At 52.0% G+C, this 20,002-nt stretch carries 20 protein-coding genes; 8 read left to right on the top strand and 12 right to left on the bottom strand.

Going from position 1 to position 20,002, the window contains the following annotated elements; translation table 11 throughout:
- Positions 1–10: 10 nt before the first annotated feature.
- On the bottom strand, positions 11–1,279 hold the full coding sequence (locus tag ACLIN2_RS22325) for an ATP-binding protein (protein WP_411502162.1): 1,269 nt from the start codon (positions 1,277–1,279) through the stop codon (positions 11–13).
- A gap of 182 nt (positions 1,280–1,461) precedes the next feature.
- Between ACLIN2_RS22325 and ACLIN2_RS22330 the strand changes: the two genes are divergently transcribed.
- Together ACLIN2_RS22330 and ACLIN2_RS22335 are read left to right on the top strand one after the other, a co-directional pair.
- The gene (locus tag ACLIN2_RS22330; RefSeq protein ID WP_327932767.1) at positions 1,462–3,954 is read left to right on the top strand and encodes a DUF3656 domain-containing U32 family peptidase; all 2,493 of its coding nucleotides are present in this window, start codon (positions 1,462–1,464) and stop codon (positions 3,952–3,954) included.
- Positions 3,955–3,983: 29 nt separating this feature from the next.
- Positions 3,984–4,214, top strand: coding sequence for a DUF1128 domain-containing protein (locus tag ACLIN2_RS22335; RefSeq protein ID WP_092268467.1), 231 nt, complete (start codon positions 3,984–3,986; stop codon positions 4,212–4,214).
- Positions 4,215–4,325: 111 nt separating this feature from the next.
- On the opposite strand, the gene ACLIN2_RS22340 is transcribed toward ACLIN2_RS22335, so the two are convergent.
- On the bottom strand, positions 4,326–5,822 hold the full coding sequence (locus ACLIN2_RS22340; RefSeq protein ID WP_411502163.1) for a DHA2 family efflux MFS transporter permease subunit: 1,497 nt from the start codon (positions 5,820–5,822) through the stop codon (positions 4,326–4,328).
- Between the two features lie 134 nt (positions 5,823–5,956).
- Positions 5,957–7,198, bottom strand: a complete 1,242-nt coding sequence (gene fabF, locus ACLIN2_RS22345) for a beta-ketoacyl-ACP synthase II (RefSeq protein WP_411502164.1) — start codon at positions 7,196–7,198, stop codon at positions 5,957–5,959.
- Between the two features lie 129 nt (positions 7,199–7,327).
- Between fabF and ACLIN2_RS22350 the strand changes: the two genes are divergently transcribed.
- Positions 7,328–8,170, top strand: a complete 843-nt coding sequence (locus tag ACLIN2_RS22350) for a helix-turn-helix transcriptional regulator (RefSeq protein ID WP_411502165.1) — start codon at positions 7,328–7,330, stop codon at positions 8,168–8,170.
- Between the two features lie 64 nt (positions 8,171–8,234).
- Here the strand turns inward: ACLIN2_RS22350 and cimA are convergent, their stop codons facing one another.
- The 5 genes from cimA to ACLIN2_RS22375 all read right to left on the bottom strand — a co-directional run bounded on the left by cimA (position 8,235) and on the right by ACLIN2_RS22375 (position 13,628).
- Complete coding sequence (cimA, locus tag ACLIN2_RS22355; protein WP_411502166.1) at positions 8,235–9,857, bottom strand: citramalate synthase; 1,623 nt, start codon at positions 9,855–9,857, stop codon at positions 8,235–8,237.
- 223 nt (positions 9,858–10,080) lie between these two features.
- Complete coding sequence (locus ACLIN2_RS22360; protein WP_400585451.1) at positions 10,081–11,199, bottom strand: YheC/YheD family protein; 1,119 nt, start codon at positions 11,197–11,199, stop codon at positions 10,081–10,083.
- A gap of 116 nt (positions 11,200–11,315) precedes the next feature.
- The gene (locus ACLIN2_RS22365; protein WP_122960573.1) at positions 11,316–12,509 is read right to left on the bottom strand and encodes a M20 metallopeptidase family protein; all 1,194 of its coding nucleotides are present in this window, start codon (positions 12,507–12,509) and stop codon (positions 11,316–11,318) included.
- A gap of 150 nt (positions 12,510–12,659) precedes the next feature.
- Positions 12,660–13,211 (bottom strand): hypothetical protein, encoded by a 552-nt coding sequence (locus ACLIN2_RS22370; protein WP_411502167.1) that lies wholly within the window; start codon positions 13,209–13,211, stop codon positions 12,660–12,662.
- Between the two features lie 144 nt (positions 13,212–13,355).
- Positions 13,356–13,628, bottom strand: a complete 273-nt coding sequence (locus ACLIN2_RS22375) for a hypothetical protein (RefSeq protein ID WP_411502168.1) — start codon at positions 13,626–13,628, stop codon at positions 13,356–13,358.
- On the opposite strand from ACLIN2_RS22375, the gene ACLIN2_RS22380 reads away from it, so the two are divergent.
- The gene (locus tag ACLIN2_RS22380; RefSeq protein ID WP_411504622.1) at positions 13,528–13,749 is read left to right on the top strand and encodes a hypothetical protein; all 222 of its coding nucleotides are present in this window, start codon (positions 13,528–13,530) and stop codon (positions 13,747–13,749) included. The genes ACLIN2_RS22375 and ACLIN2_RS22380 overlap by 101 nt on opposite strands.
- A gap of 42 nt (positions 13,750–13,791) precedes the next feature.
- Here the strand turns inward: ACLIN2_RS22380 and ACLIN2_RS22385 are convergent, their stop codons facing one another.
- From ACLIN2_RS22385 to ACLIN2_RS22395, 3 genes are all read right to left on the bottom strand, one after another.
- Positions 13,792–14,022, bottom strand: coding sequence for a hypothetical protein (locus tag ACLIN2_RS22385; protein ID WP_411502169.1), 231 nt, complete (start codon positions 14,020–14,022; stop codon positions 13,792–13,794).
- A gap of 194 nt (positions 14,023–14,216) precedes the next feature.
- Complete coding sequence (locus tag ACLIN2_RS22390; RefSeq protein ID WP_411502170.1) at positions 14,217–14,690, bottom strand: dihydrofolate reductase; 474 nt, start codon at positions 14,688–14,690, stop codon at positions 14,217–14,219.
- Positions 14,687–15,481: a thymidylate synthase gene (locus tag ACLIN2_RS22395; RefSeq protein WP_411502171.1), complete on the bottom strand. Its 795-nt coding sequence runs from the start codon at positions 15,479–15,481 to the stop codon at positions 14,687–14,689. The genes ACLIN2_RS22390 and ACLIN2_RS22395 overlap by 4 nt, the downstream gene beginning before the upstream one ends.
- 134 nt (positions 15,482–15,615) lie before the next feature.
- Here ACLIN2_RS22395 and ACLIN2_RS22400 point away from each other — a divergent pair, with 134 nt between their 5' ends.
- Complete coding sequence (locus tag ACLIN2_RS22400; RefSeq protein ID WP_411502172.1) at positions 15,616–17,082, top strand: PLP-dependent aminotransferase family protein; 1,467 nt, start codon at positions 15,616–15,618, stop codon at positions 17,080–17,082.
- Positions 17,083–17,153: 71 nt separating this feature from the next.
- Positions 17,154–17,351 (top strand): hypothetical protein, encoded by a 198-nt coding sequence (locus tag ACLIN2_RS22405; protein ID WP_092274693.1) that lies wholly within the window; start codon positions 17,154–17,156, stop codon positions 17,349–17,351.
- A 96-nt stretch (positions 17,352–17,447) separates the two neighbouring features.
- Here the strand turns inward: ACLIN2_RS22405 and ACLIN2_RS22410 are convergent, their stop codons facing one another.
- Positions 17,448–17,654: a cold-shock protein gene (locus tag ACLIN2_RS22410; RefSeq protein ID WP_092274690.1), complete on the bottom strand. Its 207-nt coding sequence runs from the start codon at positions 17,652–17,654 to the stop codon at positions 17,448–17,450.
- 131 nt (positions 17,655–17,785) lie between these two features.
- Here ACLIN2_RS22410 and ACLIN2_RS22415 point away from each other — a divergent pair, with 131 nt between their 5' ends.
- Together ACLIN2_RS22415 and putP are read left to right on the top strand one after the other, a co-directional pair.
- Positions 17,786–18,244, top strand: coding sequence for a hypothetical protein (locus ACLIN2_RS22415; protein ID WP_092274687.1), 459 nt, complete (start codon positions 17,786–17,788; stop codon positions 18,242–18,244).
- 196 nt (positions 18,245–18,440) lie between these two features.
- Positions 18,441–19,898, top strand: coding sequence for a sodium/proline symporter PutP (gene putP / locus ACLIN2_RS22420; RefSeq protein ID WP_411504579.1), 1,458 nt, complete (start codon positions 18,441–18,443; stop codon positions 19,896–19,898).
- The last annotated feature ends 104 nt before the right edge of the window (positions 19,899–20,002 follow it).

The raw sequence follows: 20,002 nt of genomic DNA on the forward strand, positions 1-20,002 counted from the left end.
CCTTTCGGCATCAAGGCTCTGCAGGTAAATGGATAATGACCTGCGTTCCCTTGCCCCTTTCACTTTCAAACAAAATCCTGCCATTCAGTGCTTCAATAATTCGGCAAGTCACCATCAGTCCCAGTCCGGTCCCTTTCTCTTTTGTTGAGTAAAAGGGCAGACCGATCTGCTCGATCTGCTCGGGAAGCATTCCCTCGCCTTGATCATGGACCCTCACTACTGCCAAGTTTCCATCCATCCCGACTGAAACGTACAGACTGCCCCCTCGCGGCATGGCTTCAACGCCGTTTTTCATGACGTTCATCAGCGCCTGCTTGAGCTTGCTGGAATTGCTAATAACATGGGCTTGTCCTTTGGATTGCATTACTACCTCTACCCCGCTCATCAGGGCGTAGGAAGACATCAATGCCGTCACCTCTACGACGATTTGCGACAGCTCGATCCGCTCCATGACATCTGCCTGAGGCTTGGCCAGATTCAAATAATCCGAGATGATGAATTCCGCTCGATCCAGCTCGTTTAGAACCAGCTTGATGTACTCTCTGTTTTTCGGATTGGTCTCCTCGCGCAGCAGCTGGATAAAGCCACGGACTACCGTGAGCGGATTGCGCACCTCATGCGCCACACTCGCGGCCAGCTCGCTGATGAGATTCAGCTTTTCCGATCGTTCGATTTGGAGCCGAATCATATATGACTCCCTGATAAACTCCACCAAGTAGACTGTCCCCAAGAGCGTCAAAAGGTAGAGGAAGGAAACCGTCACAATCGGCATCAAGTGGATGTAAATCGTCTCGAGAGACAACCCCTGCATCAAAAACAGGATGGTTGCAATGTTGACCGCTACAAACTCTTTGATGAAGCCCATAACGAGGGTCAATAGCAGCTTCTTCGGAAAAGAAAAGCCGTACCAGCGCTTTATCAGAAGAAAGGGGAGGATCCCGTACAAGCAAAAGGAGATCGCGGCTACTACGAAGCCGTCTCCCCCCAGATAGAGGCGGTACCCGAGCATCACAGCTGCCGCGAAAATACCAGGGATCGCTCCACCGTAAAGAATCGTGATGATGAGTGGGATGGAACGCAAGTCAAACCGCATTCCGCTATCCATATGAATAGGAAAACTCATGCAAAAAATAACGCTCAGTGAACTCAGGAGCATGACCAGCGATGACTTGATGCCGACTTTTTTTGCTTTCTTCTGATCCAACCAGACATTTTTGTACAACAAGACAGGGACGATAATAAATAACAGTTGAAGCAAAATGTCTTTGATGATGAGCATGTCAGTTCCTCGGTTTTGGGATAGAATATTTGGACTTTTCTTACAGAATACCATTTCCTTTATTCTGAATGGAAGGCGCTTTTTCAACATCTGCCAGTACTGATGTTTTCCTTGCGATGGCCTCTACATTTCCCTATGATGTAGATAGCTTGTTTGAAGACCTTGGAGGTAATGAGAAACCCATGCGAAATGGTATCAAACGTGAAGATATTGAGCTGTTGGCTCCTGCCGGCAACTGGGATTGCTTGAAAGCCGCTGTTGCCAATGGAGCCAATGCCATCTTTTTTGGAGTCGAAAAGTTCAACGCCCGTGCTCGAGCGGAGAACTTCCATATGGCAGATTTGCCAGAGATTATGTCGTATTTGCACATGTATGGAGTAAAAGGGTTTTTGACCTTTAACATTCTGGTATTTGAAAACGAGCTGGAGGATGCGCGTGAGCTGATTGACGCCTGTATCCACGCCGGGGTCGACGCTGTGATCGTTCAGGACCTCGGACTCGTGAAGCTGATTCGGGAAATCTCCCCCGACTTCCCGATCCACGGATCTACCCAAATGACGATTACCTCGCCGGAAGCCGTTGAGTTCACCAAGCCGTTTGATATTGAACGCGTCGTGCTCGGCCGGGAAAACTCTTTGAAGGAGATCAAAAAAATCGGAGAAAAAGCCAAGCTGCCGATGGAGGTATTCGTCCACGGTGCTCTTTGCGTTTCTTATTCGGGCCAATGCCTGACCTCGGAAATGTGGGGCGGACGCTCAGCAAACCGCGGAGAATGTGCACAGGCTTGCCGCCTTCCTTACGACTTGATGGTGGATGGCGTTCAAAAGGATATGGGCAACATCGCCTACGTCCTGTCCCCGAAAGATTTGGCGGCGCTCGAGCTGGTACCTGAGCTGATCGAGGCAGGCGTTACTTCCTTTAAAATCGAAGGTCGTCTGAAATCGCCGGAGTACGTAGCAAACGTCGTCAGCAAATACCGCGCAGCGATCGACCGCTACTTTGACGGTCGAGACATATCGCCATCCGAGACGGAGATTCGCGAGCTTCAGCAGAGCTTCTCGCGTGGCTTCACGCATGGCTTTTTGGAAGGTACGAACAACAAGCAGCTGGTAGACGGCTCCTTCCCGAAAAGCCGCGGCGTGTATCTCGGCACAGTAAAAAAATTGCTGCCTAGCGCCGTGCTCGTAGAGATTACAGCACCTGTCAAGCGCGGAGACGGCATCGTATTCGACGCTGGGGACCCGACGCAAAAAGAAGAAGGCGGACGCATCTACGACATCCTCTCCCGCAGCAAAAAGGTCGAGGGTGAAGTATCGAAAGGCCTCTACGAAATCGTGATGGGCCGAAACGACGTCAACCTCAAGCGTCTGCACGTGGGTGACCGCGTATGGAAGACCAGCGATCCTGAGCTGGACAGACGTCTGCGCAAAACCTTTGAGACGGAAAAGCCGTACCATACCTTCCCTCTGGCTGTTCATGTGAGCGGCAAGCTCGGTGAGAAGCTGAGTGTGACGTGGGTCGACAAGCTTGCCTCCCATGCCGTTCATATCACCTCGGAGATGAATCTGGAGCAGGCAATGAAACGCCCCCTGACTGCGGAGCTGCTGCACGATCAGCTGAGCAGACTGGGCGGCAGCATTTTCCGTCTGGAAGCAGCCGATTTGACTGTCGATTTGGACGGCGAGCTGATTGTACCCGTCAGTGAATTGAACAGAATGCGCCGCGATGCCGTGGAGCAGCTCGTGTTCCTGCGCTCCAAGCCGCCGGTGTACCGCCATCAGGACGTCAACGTTTATGCGGATGTACCTGCCAAGCAAGCGGTAGAAAAGCCAATGCTGACGGCTCTGTGCCGTTCGCTTGCGCAGCTGGAGGCAGCCGCGCAAACAGATGTGGACTTCCTGTACGCGGACTTCGAATTCGTCAAGCAATACCCAGAAGGCGTCAAGCTGGCACACAAGTACGGCAAAAAGATCGGGATCGCCACCATGCGCATCCATATGCCGGATGAAAATGGCGTGCTCGCGTTGATCGCCAAAAGCAATCCAGATGCCATCCTGATCCGCAATACCGGCGCTCTGTACTATTTCCTGTCGCGCCGTGATGAAATCAAGATTCCGTTGATCGGGGACTTCTCTCTCAACGTAGCCAACCATAAAGCAGTAGAGCTGTTCCTCGATGCCGGGCTGTCCCGAGTGACCCCGTCCTATGATTTGAACATCCAGCAGATGGTTGACTTGCTCAGCCGCTCCCAAGCATCCGACATGGAGCTGGTCATCCATCAGCACATGCCGATGTTCCATACCGAGCACTGCGTGTACTGCACTTTCCTCAGCGAAGGGACCGACCATACGAACTGCGGTACTCCATGCGAAACGTCTCGTGTCTCTTTGAAGGACCGCGTAGGCTTCTCCCATCCGGTCCGCGTCGATACGGGCTGCAGAAACACGGTCTACAATGCAATCGACCAGTCCGGTGCCGAGTATTTGAAGGAATTCCGCTCCCTGAACGTAGGCAGTTATCGCATCGAATTCCTCGAAGAAGAGCCTGAGCGTGTCAAGGAAGTCATCAGCCTGTATCGCAAGGCCTTGCGTGGTGAAGTAAGCGGCACCCAAGTTTGGCGCACGTTGAAAGCTACCAACCAGTTGGGCGTCACGCGCGGTCAACTGACCAAATAAAGAACAACTGACGAGGGGAGATCCAAGCAATGGCTGATTTGAACCAACCGACTGTCGAGAATCTTGCTGTTCTGATTGAAGGCATCAAATCCAAACTGAATATGGCCAATACGGCTGTCATGCGCCCGGAAGATTTTGACCTCGCGCATTACGAAGATCTGCTGTATCTGTACAACATGGTGCAAAAGAAAACCGCATTCGGCATCAATGAAATGACGGCGATCGTCGAAGAGCTGGGGGCTATGCGCAAGCAAGGCTAACGCTCTTTTGCCAGCCGCCCGCAAAGTAAGGTGCAAAAAAAGCGTCGTTCCTCCAGGGGACGGCGCTTTTTGCTTTGATTTCGCACTATCGATCACGGATGAGCGGCCCTCCTACGAAGGCTGGGCTGCTCCTTTTTTCTCCCGTACTTCATCCTCTCGCTGACGCGGGTTGCGCAGGAACAGGGCAAGAATCAATGCTGTGATGGCAAAAAGAGTCGCAATCATGAAGGCGTCGTTGGTTCCCATCGCCATGCCTTGCATCGTGGCCAGTCCTACCTGAGCCTGGTCTGCTGGATCGATCTGACTCCCGCGAATAATATCAGCCGTATGGGCAGCACTTTTGGTCGTCATGATTGTCACAAAAAGCGACGTTCCCAGTGCTCCCCCGATGGCGTTCACCGTATTGGACATCGCCGTTCCATGCGGATTCAGACGCAGCGGCAGGGCGTTAAGACCCGATGTCATGACCGGCATCATGAGCATGGACAAGCCTAGCATTCGCACCGTATAGAGCGTGATCAGATAGCCGTAGCTCGTGTACAGGCTCAGTTTGGTGAAACCAAACGTCGTGACAATCGTGATAGCAAGCCCTGTAATGGCGAGATAGCGCGCTCCAAACTTATCAAAGAGCCTGCCCGTAATCGGCGACATAATTCCCATAAGAATACTGCCGGGGAGCATCAGCAGCCCGGATTGGACAGGGGTAAAATGCAGGATGTTCTGCACGTAGACAGGGAGCAAAATCATCCCCGAATAGAGTGTCATATTGACCATCAGGCTGATCAGAATCGCCAGCGTATAGGCAGGTGTCCTGAAAATACGAAACTCCAGCATCGCATGATCAATGCTCAGCTGCCTTCGGACAAACACAATCAAGCTGATACAGCCGATCAGCAGCATGAGGATGACCTCCAGACTGCCCCACCCTTTTGCTCCAGCAGTACTAAAGCCGTAGAGCAGTCCACCGAAGCCCACTGTCGAAAAGATGACGCCCCAGACATCGAGCTTGGGGTTCCCTGTTTCCGTGACATTTCTCAGTAAAAACGTCGACGCGATCAGTACGATAAGAGCGATCGGCAGCACGATGAAAAACAGCACACGCCACGAGTAGTGCTCGACGACCCAGCCTGACAGCGTAGGACCAATTGCTGGTGCAAACACCATCGCGATTCCTACGATGCCCATGGCTGACCCTCGTTTTTCCCTAGGAAACATGTTGAAGATCACGTTTGTCATGAGCGGCATGACGATACCGGCTCCCGCCGCCTGAATCACCCGTCCGATCAGCATGACGGAAAAAGCAGGTGCCAGCCCACAGACAAGCGTACCTACGGAAAACAAGCTCATCGACGCAATAAACAGCTGCCTAGTCGTAAATTTCTCCATCAGAAAGGCAGTCGTTGGAATCAGCACACCGTTCACCAGCATGTAAATGGTGATGAGCCATTGCGCAGTCGTTGTATTTATATGAAAATCGTTCATCAGTTTGGGCAACGCCACATTCAAAAGCGTCTGATTCAGTAAAGCTGCGATTGCCCCAGCAATAATGACCCCGAGAATGGTTCCTCGACGCACCTCTGTTTTCTCCGGTTGTTTTTCGTTAACCATTGGCCTAGACTCCTTCACTAACTCGGTATAGGGATGAATCGAGTCATGCCTCGTTAGTATGTGACCCAGCGGTTCTTACCATTCGAGGAGAAAAAAACCTTCCGTCATCCGGAAGGTTTTCCAACAGGCATTCCTTATGCCTGTTCATATTTTTTTACGGCAATGACGGCATTGTGTCCACCAAAGCCGAAGGAATTAGAGATCCCAATCTGCAGTGCTTTTTTCCGTGCGACATTTGGCACATAGTCCAGATCGCACTCCGGATCAGACTCCTCCTGGTTGATCGTAGGGGGGATGAGCCCTTCCTGCAAGCTTTTTACGAGGGCTACCGCTTCCACCCCACCAGAAGCACCCAGCAAATGACCCATCATCGACTTGTTTGCGGTAACAGGAATCCGAGTGGCCGCTTCACCAAACAAACGCTTGATGGCAATGGTCTCAGAACGATCGCCAATCTCTGTACTCGTCGCATGTGCACTGATGACATCGACCTGTTCAGGCTGAATCCCTGCTTCCTGCAGTGCCCACTTCATCGCGAGATACGGCCCATACCCTTCTGGATGCGTAGCTACCATATGATAGGCATCTGAGCTCGCCCCATACCCGATGACCTCGGCATAAATACGTGCCCCCCGACGCAATGCATGGGAGAGCGATTCGAGAATCACGACTCCGGCCCCTTCCGCCATGACAAAGCCATCCCGATTCGCATCAAAAGGACGACTCGCCCTTTGCGGCTCCTCATTTCTTGTGGACAGCGCCGTGGAATTGCCAAAGCCTGCGAGGGACACCTCGGTGATCGCAGCCTCTGCTCCGCCCGCGATCATGACATCTGCTCCGCCCATTTTAATCAGACGAAAGGCTTCACCAATCGACGTATTTCCGATGGAGCACGCGGTCACAGGCGCCATCGTCGGTCCATGCGCGCCGTATTTGATACTGATCATCGCTGCCGCCATATTGGGAATCATCATCGGTGCCAGCAAAGGGCTGACGCGGTCTGGACCTCTTTGCTCCAGGACGGCATGTTGCTCCAGCAGCGTCTGCACGCCCCCGATACCGGAGCCGACATAGACCCCGAGACGTTCACGATCCACCTGCGCATTTTGCAGTCCAGCATCCTCCCATGCCTGATCAGCGGCTGCTATGGCAAACTGAACAAAGCGATCCATTCGCCTCACTTCCTTGCGTCCAAAACGCCCTTCCCCATCAAAATCGCGGATCAGTCCCGCAATTTTTGCTTTCTGTTTCGCTGTATCAAATGTATCAATCAACCTAATACCTGATTTGCCTTTGGTCAAACCATCCCAAAACGGATCGACCGAATTGCCCAGTGGCGAAATAACACCTAGTCCTGTAATAACAACTTTTTCCATGGTGATCCTCCTTGTTCTCCTGATAATCCCATCTTTGCACAGCGATTATCCTATTACAAGTTGTTGTTTATCCTAGTATAATAGATACTACTTTAACAGAATCGGTACGAGAGATACGGAGGCATGGACGTGAACAATCAAACGAGACTGCAGGAATTATCCGCCTTTTTAAAAGCACAGCGCGCCAAAATTCTCCCCCAGTCCGTGGGTCTAAGCCCTGGTACTCGCAGGCGAACACCCGGGCTGCGCAGAGAGGAAGTCGCTCAATTGGCGGGGGTCAGCTCTACCTGGTATACCTGGCTGGAGCAGGGCCGGGACATCAAAGTATCCCCCTCTGTCCTCGATGCGGTAGCCAAAGCACTCCAGCTGACTGTCGATGAACGAAAATACTTGTACGCACTCGCGTTGGAGACAGGAACCGGTGCGCTTTTGCGCGAAGAGCAGCAGCCACAAATCAGTCAGGCGCTTCAACGGATCTTGAAAGAGCTGCGCTCCTGCCCGACCATCATTTCCGACCGTCGCTTGCACATCGTGGGCTGGAACGAAGCAGCTGCACACGTCTTTATGGACTTCGAGCAGATCCCGTATGAACAGCGCAACATGATCAGAATCTTGTTTACGCGAAAGGAATTCCAACGGCTAGCGGTAAACTGGGAGCATTTTATCAGCGGCTTTCTCGCGATCTTCCGGGCGTACTACGGGCAGTTTGTAGAGGACGGGTGGTATGAGCGCTTTTTGCAGGAGATGCGAGAGCTTCATCCCGGCTTCCAATCGTTATGGGAGGAAAGCCGGGTGAGCAGCGCCCCGGAGGTCCTAATCGAGTTTCGCCATGCAAAAGCAGGCAAGATGACGTTCCACCTCACCTCTTTGCAGGTACAGGGAGATGTTGACCTGCGCTGCAGCATCTACACCCCTGACCCGCAATCCTCGACAGAAGCCAAGCTGAACCAGCTGATCAATGCCCAGAAATAAACAGCAAAAACAGCCTGACCGCATCGGTACAGGCTGTTTGTTTTCACGTAATGGCGGGTTGCGATCAGTGATTGACGATCCCGACTCGCGCTTCTGTAGGCGGTTGGATGTCGGAGGTCTCGCAGCCCTCTTTCCAAAGCAGGTAGCGAATACTGTCCGCCAGCGCCTCCCAGCTCGCTTCGATGACGTTGGTAGAGACACCGACGGTACTCCACTTCTCGCCGTTGTACGAGGACTCGATTAAGACGCGTACCTTTGCGGCCGTTGCACCGTTCTCGTCCAAGACGCGTACCTTGTAGTCGGCGAGGTGCATTTTCGCAATACAGGGGAAATAGTTTTCCAGCGCTTTTCGCATCGCATTGTCCAGCGCATTGACCGGACCATTTCCATCCGCCGCGGTATGCACGGTTTCGCCATTGATGCTGAGCTTGACCGTAGCCTCAGATGTAATGGCGCGTACGGAGGCCTTTTCCATCAAAATTTTAAAGGAATCCAGCGTAAAGAGATTCTTCATCTTACCGGCAGCTTCCAATAGCATGAGGGTGAGCGAAGCCTCTGCCCCCTCGTATTGGTAGCCCTGGAATTCACGTTCTTTAATGCTGGCAATAATCTGGCGAGCTTCCTCCCGTTCCAGGGATAGGTCGATCTCGAGCTCCTCCATTTTCGCCAGCAGATTGCTTTGTCCTGCCAGCTCCGAAACCAGTACTCGGCGGATGTTTCCGATGTTCTGTGGCTCGATGTGCTCGTACGTCTTCGGATCGCGCATTACCGCACTGACGTGGATCCCGCCTTTATGTGCAAAAGCGCTGTGACCAACAAACGGCTGGTTATTCGGCAAGGTCATGTTCGCGATTTCAGCAACATAGCGGGACAGCTGCGTCAGCTCCTGCAGCTGCTCGCTGCTGACACAGTGGTAGCCCAGCTTGAGCTGAAGATTGGGGATCACAGAAATCAGGTTGACGTTCCCACAGCGCTCGCCGATTCCGTTGATCGTGCCCTGCACCTGCTGCGCTCCCGCCTGAATCGCTGCCAAAGCATTCGCAACGGCTACGCCACTGTCGTTGTGCGGGTGGATGCCCAAAGGGGTACTAAGGCTCTCCTTCACGCTTTTGACGATATCGTAAATCTCAGTAGGGAGGCTTCCCCCGTTTGTATCACAGAGGACGATCCAGTCTGCTCCAGCTTCTTCAGCAGCTTCCAGCACGCGCAAAGCATAGCGCGGATTGGCTTTATAGCCGTCAAAGAAGTGCTCAGCCAAGAACAGGGTCGTCATCCCGTTTTGTTTTAAGAAAGTAACCGAATCTGCGACCATGCGCAGATTTTCTTCCAACGTTGTTTTGAGCGCATCCGTGACGTGCAAGTCCCATGATTTTCCGAATATGGCTGCTGCTTTAACTCCGCTTGCAATCAATGCCAGCAGGTTGTCGTCTTCCGCTGCTGCCACCTTCGGTCTACAGGTGCTTCCAAACGCCGTTACTTTTGCGTGCGAAAGTGGAATCTCGCGAATTCGCTCGAAGAAAGCCATATCTTTTGGGTTGCTACCCGGCCAGCCGCCCTCAATAAAATCGATGCCAAATTGATCTAGCCGCAGTGCGATCTTTATCTTGTCTTCCACTGACAGGCTGATCCCTTCTCCCTGCGTACCATCTCGCAGGGTCGTATCGTACAGATACACCTTGCTCTCCATGTCTCCACCCATTTCCAAAAGTTTTCAGAATAATCTTATCTTTCAAATCTTTAGACCTTATCAAGTATACCATAGCCCAATTCTTAATAGAACTTGGGCCGATATAGGTTTTTTCTATGAACAGATAGGCACAACAATGGACGCTATCTTTCCCTTTATCATTCCGCATTCTCTCGAAACAAACAAGAAAGGCAGGAGCGGCCGCATTTGTTTACGGCCCAGCTCATGCCTTTCTCCACCAGTTCGTTTTTGCCTTTTCCTGTTCGTCTTGTTCCAGCAAATACAGCGCATATTCAATAGGCCTGCGTACGGCCAGCCGAAAACGCTCCCTCTGCCCCAGCTGTCGGAAGATGTCCCGCCCTGGCTTGGGATTCATCTCAATGATCCATATTCTCCCTGCCACATCAATCCCTAAATCAAAGCCGAACTCCATCATCTGCCCGAAATGCTCTTCGATTCGCCTCACCGTCTTGAGGGCAAGCTCCTTGCATTCGAGAATGATCCGTGCTGCTTCCTCTTCTCCAAACCTCTGTGTCAAAAAAGTGCCTGCTGGCAGAGCAGTTCCGCCCCCGTGGAGGTTGGAGGTCGACGAACGCGGTGGACCTACGCGCAATCCCATGCCTGTCAAACGCCATGCTCCGCTGCCATCCTTCTGTGCGAGCAAACGGGCATCTACGATCCTCTCCGGTATTAATTCAAGTGCGAGACCCTGCTGGAGAAAAAATTGCTCGTTTCCGTTCTTTTCTCGCTCCATCCAGTCTTCCATCCGCTTGCTCAAGGCTTTGGTTGTATATAGCTTCTCGCTGCTCTTCGCTTGCAGCTTAGTGCGCCCATGAAGACGATATCCATCTGCCGTCCGCTCCACTCGCAGAATGCTGCGCCCTCCTGATCCATTCGTAGGTTTGAGATACAATAGTCGATGCTGCTGTAACAGAAGAGTCAGGTTTTCACGCGAATAAAGCAAGGTCTGAGGCAGCCAGCGTGCAAGCTCGGGGTCCTGTGCGAGCACCTGATGGACCCGAAATTTATTGGTAAATCGACTATTGGCATAGCGAAACCATTTTTGCTGACGGAATGGCGGGTAGAGGCTGTGCTTGGGAATCGGATAGTAGCGATAGCGATCAATGACAATGTCTGGCCAGCCATGCCACCCACTCTTCCAGCCAGATTCCTTTGGTACGTAGCCTCTGATTCTTCTCTCCGAAAAACGGACGTCCTGTGGGCCGAACAAGAACACCTCCGCGCCCAGTTCTTGTCCTTCCTTTACCAGTCTGCGCAGAAAACCAGGTTCAGTAAATCCAGTGTCTCCTCGGTAGGTCAGTATGCCAATCCGTTTTCTCACGGGTGGCATCACCCTCCTTCGTATACGACTGCCTTGTTCCCTCTCCTAGCTTATGGTCAAAGACAGCAAAAAGCGCCTTCCCCTCTACTAGGCGAAAGCGCATATCTGCGATAAAACTAGCCCTGATGCGATTCTAGATAAAGCAATGCCGTTCGTCCCAAAAGCTCGCCTGCTATCAGCATCGAATCTTCGTCGATATCAAACCGAGGATGGTGATGCGGGTATTTCGCGAGCTTGTCCGGATTGCCTGCACCTACAAACAAATAGGCACCCGGTACTTTCTCCAAGTAATAGGAGAAATCTTCCCCGCCCATCAGAGGCTTCATCTGCTCCACCCGATCTTCGCCAAAGGCTGCGAGGGCGGCTTCCCATGCGAGGGACGCTTCCTTTTCGCTGTTGATCACAGCAGGATAGCCGCGTTCATACATGACTTCTGCACGGCCACCCAGCAAGGCAGCTGTTCCTTCAGCGATCTCGGTCAGGCGCTGCTGGGCAAGATCACGCACATCGGGCAAAAATGTCCGTACGGTTCCGGTGAGTCGGCAGCTGTCGGCAATGACGTTGTTGTTGTCTCCGCCGTTGAAAGTCCCCACCGTCACGACTACACTCGCCAGTGGACTGATGTTGCGGCTAGCGATCGTTTGCAAATTGCCTACCAACTGGGAACCGATCACGATGGAATCAATCGTCTCTTCCGGTACAGCACCATGCCCGCCGCGGCCTTTAATTTCAATGACAAAATCGTCGACGTTTGCCATGATCGGTCCGCCGCTGATGAATACCTTGCCGACAGGAAGCATCGACCAGAGGTGAACGCCGAAGATTGCGTCTACACCGTCTACCGCGCCATCTTCCGCCATCTGAGTAGCTCCGCCTGGAGATTCTTCCTCCGCGTGCTGGAACAAAAAGCGGATTTCCCCTGCGAACTGATCGCGGCGAGGAGCCAGAACAGTGGCAAGACCCAGCAGCTGGGAGGTATGCGCGTCATGACCACAAGCATGCATGACTCCAGGGACTGTCGATTTGTATTCCACTTCTTTTTGGTCTTGTATGGGAAGGGCATCAAAATCAGCTCGCAAAGCAACGACTGCGCCAGGGCGACTGCCTCGCAAAACGCCTACGACACCGCGTCCACCTACTCCCGTTTTCACCTCGTCAAACTGTAATTCTCGCAAAATATCCGCAATGAGCGCGGGTGTTTTTTCTTCTTGAAACGACAGCTCCGGATGCTGATGCAGATGACGTCTCCAGCTGATGATCTGGGGCTCAACGGCCTGCAGCAGTTCTTTCAATTGCTCCTGTAAAGACATCTTCTTCTCTCCTCTGCGGTTGCTCACGCTACTTTTGTCCCTATCATAGCAGAATTCTCACACAAATGGGGAAAAACGAAAAACCCTGACGCGCGAAATCGTCAGGGCTTCCTCACGAAAAAAGAGGCATCTTAGACGTGCTTTGATCCTTCAAAAAGGCGTTACGGCAATATCTGATATTCTCAAGCAATCCTCAGCCAGCAGCTGCTCATTCGGCACGACGGATACAGTTGCAGAGAATAGGACGGCACCACCCGGAGCGGACAGCGTGAACAAGATGGCATCAGGCAGCCCTAGCGCCGTTTCGGCAATCGTGAGCGAATAGTTCAACGTCTCTTGCAAGCCCGTCGACACAAACGTTCTTACGCCTGATCCCGTGACCGTCAAACCTCTCATGATGGCAATGCCCGGCAAAGCAGTCATGCATGCAGGAGAGCTGATGGACGTAGGAGAAAAATGGAAGCTTTGGTCGCCAGGGAGAAGGTCCGGCACGCTATTGTCAAAGTAGTTGAAGGTAAAGGTACTGCTTCCTGGTTCGCAGGCTGGGCAGATGTCTGCGATGATTTGGACTGTGCCAATCGCCAGCACCTGCAAAATTCCTATCGTCACGGACACATTCGGGATCAAGGCGTTGGCCGTTGCCTGACAATCGCAGCTCGGAGGCGGATAGATCGCCGGACACTGCAGCGGAAACAGAACCATGGGGCAGAGTGGTCCCGGTGTGGGCGACGGCACGGGATGGTTAGCTGAACGTCAACAGGCAGCATGCCCCCCAGCAGTACGTTCCCAGACGACTGACACTCGACAGCAAGCGTGCGGCAGAGAATGTTGGCTTCGCCCAGCGGTTCAGGAAGGCAAAGCACTACCTCTTGTTCGAACTGCACAGCTGGCGAGAACTGACACAGCGGTATGCCGTCCGTAAATACGCCAATCGGAAGCGCTGCCGAAAAGAGGAAGCGCACTACGCCGACACGGACAAAAGCTCCTCCGACGCAGGTTGTTGGGGGTCACGGTCGGAGTGGGAGCAGGATCAGATGCCCTTACCGTAACGTTGAAGGTGGATTCAGCAAATCCGCCGCAAGGATCCGTCAGCATACACGTCACGGTCGTCGTTCCCACAGGAAAGAACGATCCGGGAGGTGGGTCGCACGTCACGGTATTACCGGCTGGACAGCTGTCGGATTTGACTGAGGTCAGCACCCGGCTATATGGCAAACTAGGCGGGATCCCTGCCTTTTAGGTAGTGGATTCTGCCAGGAAGCAGCTTTTTTCCTTCCGGCTCCTAACTACGCTCGGCACCGAGAAAATGCAAATCCAGACGCACGCCGCTCTGCCCTTTTGCAGTCAAGAAAAGCATCACAGCATCCCTGGAAAAATAGGCAGCAAACTCGGCCCCTCTCCACTCGTAAAGAATGTGCTCTTCCCTTTGACCGACATTGGGTACGAAGTAGTTTGCTTGCTGTTTGGGAGAAGACTCAATGATTTCCTGTCGATTGCTGGCTAGGCTGGACATATCCCCCATCACTCCTTTTACGCAAGTCATTTACCTGTATGTTTATGTTTAGAGAGTCGCACAAGTGTGTGGGCGATTTCTACCATCGCACCCAAATAGCTAGGGAATCGTCTCTCCTATCGAAGGGGAGCATACAAAAAAGCGGGAAAAGAGCTCGTCTCATCCCGCTTTGTCGAACAGCTATTCGCTTGTCTTTACCGTTTTTTGTCATAAACGTAGAACGCATGTGGATAGCGATTCTTTTCGTCAACGACTCCCTCGCTCTTCTCGACCAAGGTGTACGCCTCCCGATCCCAGTCCGGAAAAAACGTATCTCCCTCTGTCTCCAGGTCGATTTCCGTGATGTACAGCCTGTCCACCACATCGAGAAACTGCTTGTAGATCTCGGAGCCGCCAAAAATGATCACATCGCCCAGGGCCACCACTTCTTCTTTCGTATGAACGACATCTACGCCTTCCGGATGAAACTCCTGATTGCGCGTCAGCACGACATTTCTCCGATTCGGGAGCGGTCTGCCCAGCGATTCAAACGTTTTTCGCCCCATCACGATCGTCTTGCCCGTCGTCAGTTCCTTCACATGCTTCAGGTCAGCTGGCAAATGCCACGGCATGACGCCGTCCTTACCGATCACCTGGCCACGCGCATACGCCACGATCAGACTGATCATACCGCCACCTCACCTTTGATGTGCGGATGAGATTCGTATTCGATGACTACAATATCCTCATACTTGAAATCAAAGATGGACGTTACGTCTGGATTCAGCTTCAGCTTTGGCAGCGGCTTCGGCTCACGTGTCAGCTGCAGCTTGACCTGCTCTACATGGTTGAGGTACAGATGCGCGTCACCCAGTGTATGCACGAAATCGCCTGGCTCAAGTCCTGTCACATGAGCGATCATGTGGGTTAGCAAAGCGTAGCTCGCGATGTTAAACGGGACGCCCAAAAACGTGTCGCCACTGCGTTGATAGAGCTGGCATGACAGCTTGCCATTAGCTACGTAAAATTGGAAGAGAAGATGGCACGGAGGCAGAGCCATCTTGTCCACCTCTGCGGGATTCCAGGCGCTCACGATCAAGCGGCGCGAGTCCGGATTGCGTTTGATTTCATCAATTACCCACTGGATTTGGTCGACTGTTTTTCCATCTGCACCTGCAAACGAGCGCCATTGCTTGCCGTAGACAGGTCCCAGATCCCCGTTTTCATCAGCCCACTCGTTCCAGATCCGCACGCCATTTTCTTGCAGGTAGCGGATGTTCGTATCCCCGGACAAAAACCAGATTAGCTCATGAAAAATGGATTTGGTATGCAGCTTCTTCGTCGTCACCAGCGGAAAGCCCTCACTCAAATCAAAGCGCATCTGATGTCCGAATACGCTGATCGTCCCCGTCCCTGTCCGGTCTTCCTTGGTGACACCTTCATCTAATATGCGCTGGCACAAGTCCAGATATTGTTTCAACGTAATCCTCTCCTTTAATTTCTCTGTTCTATAGTAACGATAAGGGACCAAAATGGAAAGCCTCGTTTCGTACGCAACCTCATTTTACCAGCATGCTATAATCAGAGAAACCACAGATGAAAGCGGGATTATGCATGGATGATAAATCCAACGCCAAAACCAATCACAAGCCAAAAGAAATACCTCGATACAAGCAAATAGCCGAGCAAATCGAGCAGCGGATCGCTGGCGGCGAATTTCCGCCAGGCAGCTACCTGCCCTCTGAGCGTACACTTGCAAACGAGCTCCACGTCAACCGCTCCACGATCGTAGCTGCCTACGACGAGCTGCAGGCAGCAGGCGTCATCGAGCGAAAGCAAGGCAGCGGCACGATGGTGAGCGAAGATATCTGGGGCCTGGCCCGCACGCGTGTACCCAACTGGCGACATTTAACGGAATCCGGTTCATTTCGCCCGAATCTGCCTCTCATCCGAAAAATCAGGAAGGAAACGACGCAGGAAAACGAGCTGATTGATTTGGCGAGTGGAGAGCTGTCTTTCGATCTGGTTCCCACGAATTCCTTGCAGCAGCTACTCACCACGGGAGACTTCCCTTCCCATCTGGGCTATGAGCATCCACTCGGCAACGGTCCACTCCGGGAAACGCTGCGCGTACATATGAAAACGTGGCGCAGCATTGATACGACGCCTTCTTCTATTCTCATTACCTCAGGAGCGCAACAAGCCCTTCACCTCGTCGTACAATGCCTGCTCAAGCCGGGTGATGCCGTGGCCATCGAGTCCCCATCGTACTGCAACTCGCTTCCGCTCTTTCATTCGGCTGGCCTTCGTACGTTTTCACTGCCAGTCGATGAGGATGGCATCGATCCCGAACAGCTGATAGAGCTGCATCGGACGCATCGCATCAAAATGGTCTTCGTCAATCCAAACTACCATAATCCAACAGGAACGTTTCTTTCGCATGAACGCAGGGAACGACTGCTCGCCATCTCAGCCGAAAACGGCATCCCGATCATCGAGGATGATCCTTACAGCCTGACCTCCTTTTCTGGAGAGCCTGTCCGTACGTTAAAATCGATGGATCGGCACGGGACGGTTCTGTACATCAGCTCGTTGACCAAAATCGTAGCCTCTGGCCTGCGGATCGGTTGGATTGTCGGGCCCCAGACCGTGATTGAGCGATTGGCGGATGCCAAGCAGCAGTTTGATTTTGGACATAGCATCTTTCCCGAGTGGCTGGCGGAACGCTTTCTCGCCTCCCCCGATTTCGCACATCACATCGAGCAGCTACGCTCGCAGCTTGCCTTTCGCTGTGATCAGCTAGCTTTTCATTTGCTCGACACATTTGGTGATCTTATCGAGATGCGTCCGCCAGAGGGGGGCATTCATCTCTGGTGTCGTCTGCTTGGCGACTTCAGTGAGCAGCGCCTCCTGTCAGAAGCCGTGAAACGTGGACTGGTATTTGTACCTGGTCACTTGTTTGGGTCTTCCCCCGGATTTGTCCGCTTCACCTTTGGGCGTGCCCGTCTGGAGCAAATCCCGGAAGCTGTCGTTCGATTTGCTGACGCCTTAACCGCAAGTGGATGGGTAAAAAAACAGTAAAGTGGATGGCCACATTTTAAGCGGGTCATTATATGATCGACGTATGCCAGACGGAGAGGAAGGTCCTACTTATGCCCATTTTTCCATTTATCATAGCGGTTTTCATTCTGGTCAGCATCGCCTTGGTCCTCACGTTCAGGATTGGGCTCAATCCCGCAGAGAGCAAACAGCGGAGTTTTGCTCATCGCTCCCGAAACCTGCTGATTATTTATGGCGTCATTACATTTTGTCTGATTATCGCCCTATCCATTTTCCTGTATCTGCGATGATCACATCCAAAGAAACGCAACAAAGACGCCGTCGGATCTTCTCCAGAAAATCTGACGGCGTCCACATTATCGTTATAAAAATCCTCGAATTTCCCTTTAAACGCCTCGACGTTCTACGTTCGCAGCCTGCAGTCCGCGCTGTCCATTCACGATTTCAAATGTAACCTGCTCGCCCTCTTCCAGGTTGCGGTAGCCAGAGCCCGTAATCGCCGAGTAATGAACGAAAACATCTGGCCCTCCGTCTCTCTCAATGAAACCATATCCTTTTTCCTTGCTGAACCATTTTACTTTCCCTTGAATCATTGTGTTTCCTCCCTGTAATCAGTGCAGCTCTTACGCTTACCCCATCATATGCGGATGCACGGAAAGGTGAGATACGATAAAATAAATAAAGTGTGCAGATGAACAAACAGCAGGAAGGAAGTGAACCTCCCATGCGTAATGCGGTGATCTTGGGTTGTGCGCTGCTTCTCACAGCGTGCTCGGAAATTTCCGAAGGGGTACAAACCGCCCAGCAGGCAGTAGAAACAGGCAAACAAGCGATTGAAGTGGGAAAGCAAGCTGTAGAGGCAGGCAAGCAGCTGGCAGAGTCTGAAATTGCCCAACAGCTGAAGACCTATCTCCAGCAAAAATACGAATCTTCTGAGGCATTGCGAAATGCGATGTTCAGCGGGGACGGGCAGCTTGTGGCAGACGAATTGAAACAAACAGAGCTGGCTAACTTCAGCTTTTACAAGTCGGATTTGTTTGGCGTGGAATACTCCGGGCAGCTGACTGGGGACGGTACGTTCAAGGTACTCAAGCACGATTTGAACAATCCAAGTGCTGAGCCTGTTGTGGTAAAGGAATTCAAGGTATCCTTGGACAGCGCTGGTCAAATCCAAGTGCAATAAAATAAGTCTGGAAGAATCACGAAAAGCTTGCGGCTTCTTGCTGCAGGCTTTTTTCGTATAAGTAAAAAATATTTTATTGTCACTATTTTTATTTTTCACATTTTGTAATAGATATTTATATATACGCATGTTATTGTTTAATACGTTAATATTATTTTCAAAAATATTAAACACAACAAGAGGTGCTTCAATGAACATGCTGCTCATTTCCATCATTGTGTACATGGCAGGCATGCTGCTGATCGGGTACTATGCCTACAAGCGTACCTCCAATCTTAGCGACTACATGTTGGGAGGACGAACGCTGGGTCCTGCTGTAACCGCTTTAAGTGCTGGCGCTTCAGACATGAGCGGCTGGCTGATGATGGGGTTGCCTGGTGCCATGTACGCCCAAGGACTTAGTGCTTCATGGATTGCCATTGGCCTTACACTGGGTGCTTATGCAAACTGGCTTTACGTCGCCCCTCGCCTTCGCACATACACGGAGGTCGCCAACAACTCGATTACCATTCCTTCCTTTTTGGAAAACCGCTTTGGCGACGGTTCCCGCATGCTGCGTCTCGTATCTGCTTTGGTTATTATGATCTTTTTTACCTTCTACGTTTCTTCTGGACTTGTATCAGGCGGTGCGCTGTTTGAAAATACCTTCCACTTAAGCTATACCAGCGGCTTGTGGATCGTAGGCTTGGTTACTATCGCGTACACCTTGTTTGGCGGGTTCCTTGCCGTTAGCTGGACTGATGCCGTCCAAGGCCTGATCATGGTCATTGCCCTCATCCTGGTACCGCTGGTGACAGTCCTGACCTCTGGCGGTCTGGAATCGACGTTTACGGAGATTCATCGGATCGATCCTTCCCTCTTGGACATTTTCAAAGGGACAAGTGTTCTTGGTATCGTTTCCTTGTTTGCCTGGGGACTTGGTTACTTTGGGCAGCCACACATCATCGTTCGCTTTATGGCGATCTCCTCTACCAAGGAAATCAAAAAAGCACGTAGTATCGGTATGGGGTGGATGATATTTTCTGTGATCGGTGCGATGCTGACTGGACTTTTCGGGATCGCGCTGTACTCCAAGCAGGGCTGGACGCTTCCTGACCCGGAGACGATCTTCATCCAGCTGGGAACGATCCTGTTTCACCCGATCATTACCGGCTTTTTGCTGGCTGCAATTTTGGCAGCGATCATGAGCACGATTTCCTCGCAGCTGCTTGTGACGTCCAGCTCCTTGACGGAAGATATTTATAAGACGTTCTTCAAACGCTCTGCGACAGACAAAGAGCTCGTGACAGTGGGTCGCCTTTCCGTTCTGCTTGTCGCTGTCATCGCTTTCTTGCTGGCACTGGACAAGAACGACACGATTCTGGATCTCGTCGGTTACGCATGGGCTGGCTTCGGTGCCTCTTTTGGTCCTGTCATTCTGCTGTCTCTCTATTGGAAGCGCATGAACAAATGGGGAGCTTTGGCAGGAATGGTTGCAGGTGCACTGACCGTCATTGTCTGGACACGATTTGATGTGCTGAAAGACTTCCTGTACGAAATGGTTCCCGGCTTCGCCATCAGCCTGCTTGTGATTGTGATCGTCAGCACCATGACGAGTAAGCCGTCCAAGGAAGTTGAATCACAATTTGACAAGTATCAGCAAGCCAATAACTAAACACAATAGCGCCCCGCCTTTCCGATAAAGGATTGGATGGGGCATTTTCGATTATTGACAGGGAAGTAAAAAATGACTAGAATGTAGCAGTTGTTAAAATGCTG

Origin of the sequence: Brevibacillus centrosporus (genome assembly GCF_046622605.1) — a bacterium.
GTDB classification, from domain to species: Bacteria; Bacillota; Bacilli; order Brevibacillales; family Brevibacillaceae; genus Brevibacillus; species Brevibacillus centrosporus.

What these genes read in the sequence shown, in the direction of transcription:
- ACLIN2_RS22325 (WP_411502162.1), bottom strand. Translation starts at nt 1,279, where the DNA reads ATGCTCATCATCAAAGACATTTTGCTTCAACTGTTATTTATTATCGTC.
- ACLIN2_RS22330 (WP_327932767.1), top strand. Translation starts at nt 1,462, where the DNA reads ATGCGAAATGGTATCAAACGTGAAGATATTGAGCTGTTGGCTCCTGCC.
- ACLIN2_RS22335 (WP_092268467.1), top strand. Translation starts at nt 3,984, where the DNA reads ATGGCTGATTTGAACCAACCGACTGTCGAGAATCTTGCTGTTCTGATT.
- ACLIN2_RS22340 (WP_411502163.1), bottom strand. Translation starts at nt 5,822, where the DNA reads ATGGTTAACGAAAAACAACCGGAGAAAACAGAGGTGCGTCGAGGAACC.
- fabF (WP_411502164.1), bottom strand. Translation starts at nt 7,198, where the DNA reads ATGGAAAAAGTTGTTATTACAGGACTAGGTGTTATTTCGCCACTGGGC.
- cimA (WP_411502166.1), bottom strand. Translation starts at nt 9,857, where the DNA reads ATGGAGAGCAAGGTGTATCTGTACGATACGACCCTGCGAGATGGTACG.
- ACLIN2_RS22365 (WP_122960573.1), bottom strand. Translation starts at nt 12,509, where the DNA reads ATGTCTTTACAGGAGCAATTGAAAGAACTGCTGCAGGCCGTTGAGCCC.
- ACLIN2_RS22370 (WP_411502167.1), bottom strand. Translation starts at nt 13,211, where the DNA reads ATGGTTCTGTTTCCGCTGCAGTGTCCGGCGATCTATCCGCCTCCGAGC.
- ACLIN2_RS22385 (WP_411502169.1), bottom strand. Translation starts at nt 14,022, where the DNA reads ATGTCCAGCCTAGCCAGCAATCGACAGGAAATCATTGAGTCTTCTCCC.
- ACLIN2_RS22390 (WP_411502170.1), bottom strand. Translation starts at nt 14,690, where the DNA reads ATGATCAGTCTGATCGTGGCGTATGCGCGTGGCCAGGTGATCGGTAAG.
- ACLIN2_RS22400 (WP_411502172.1), top strand. Translation starts at nt 15,616, where the DNA reads ATGGATGATAAATCCAACGCCAAAACCAATCACAAGCCAAAAGAAATA.
- ACLIN2_RS22405 (WP_092274693.1), top strand. Translation starts at nt 17,154, where the DNA reads ATGCCCATTTTTCCATTTATCATAGCGGTTTTCATTCTGGTCAGCATC.
- ACLIN2_RS22410 (WP_092274690.1), bottom strand. Translation starts at nt 17,654, where the DNA reads ATGATTCAAGGGAAAGTAAAATGGTTCAGCAAGGAAAAAGGATATGGT.
- ACLIN2_RS22415 (WP_092274687.1), top strand. Translation starts at nt 17,786, where the DNA reads ATGCGTAATGCGGTGATCTTGGGTTGTGCGCTGCTTCTCACAGCGTGC.
- putP (WP_411504579.1), top strand. Translation starts at nt 18,441, where the DNA reads ATGCTGCTCATTTCCATCATTGTGTACATGGCAGGCATGCTGCTGATC.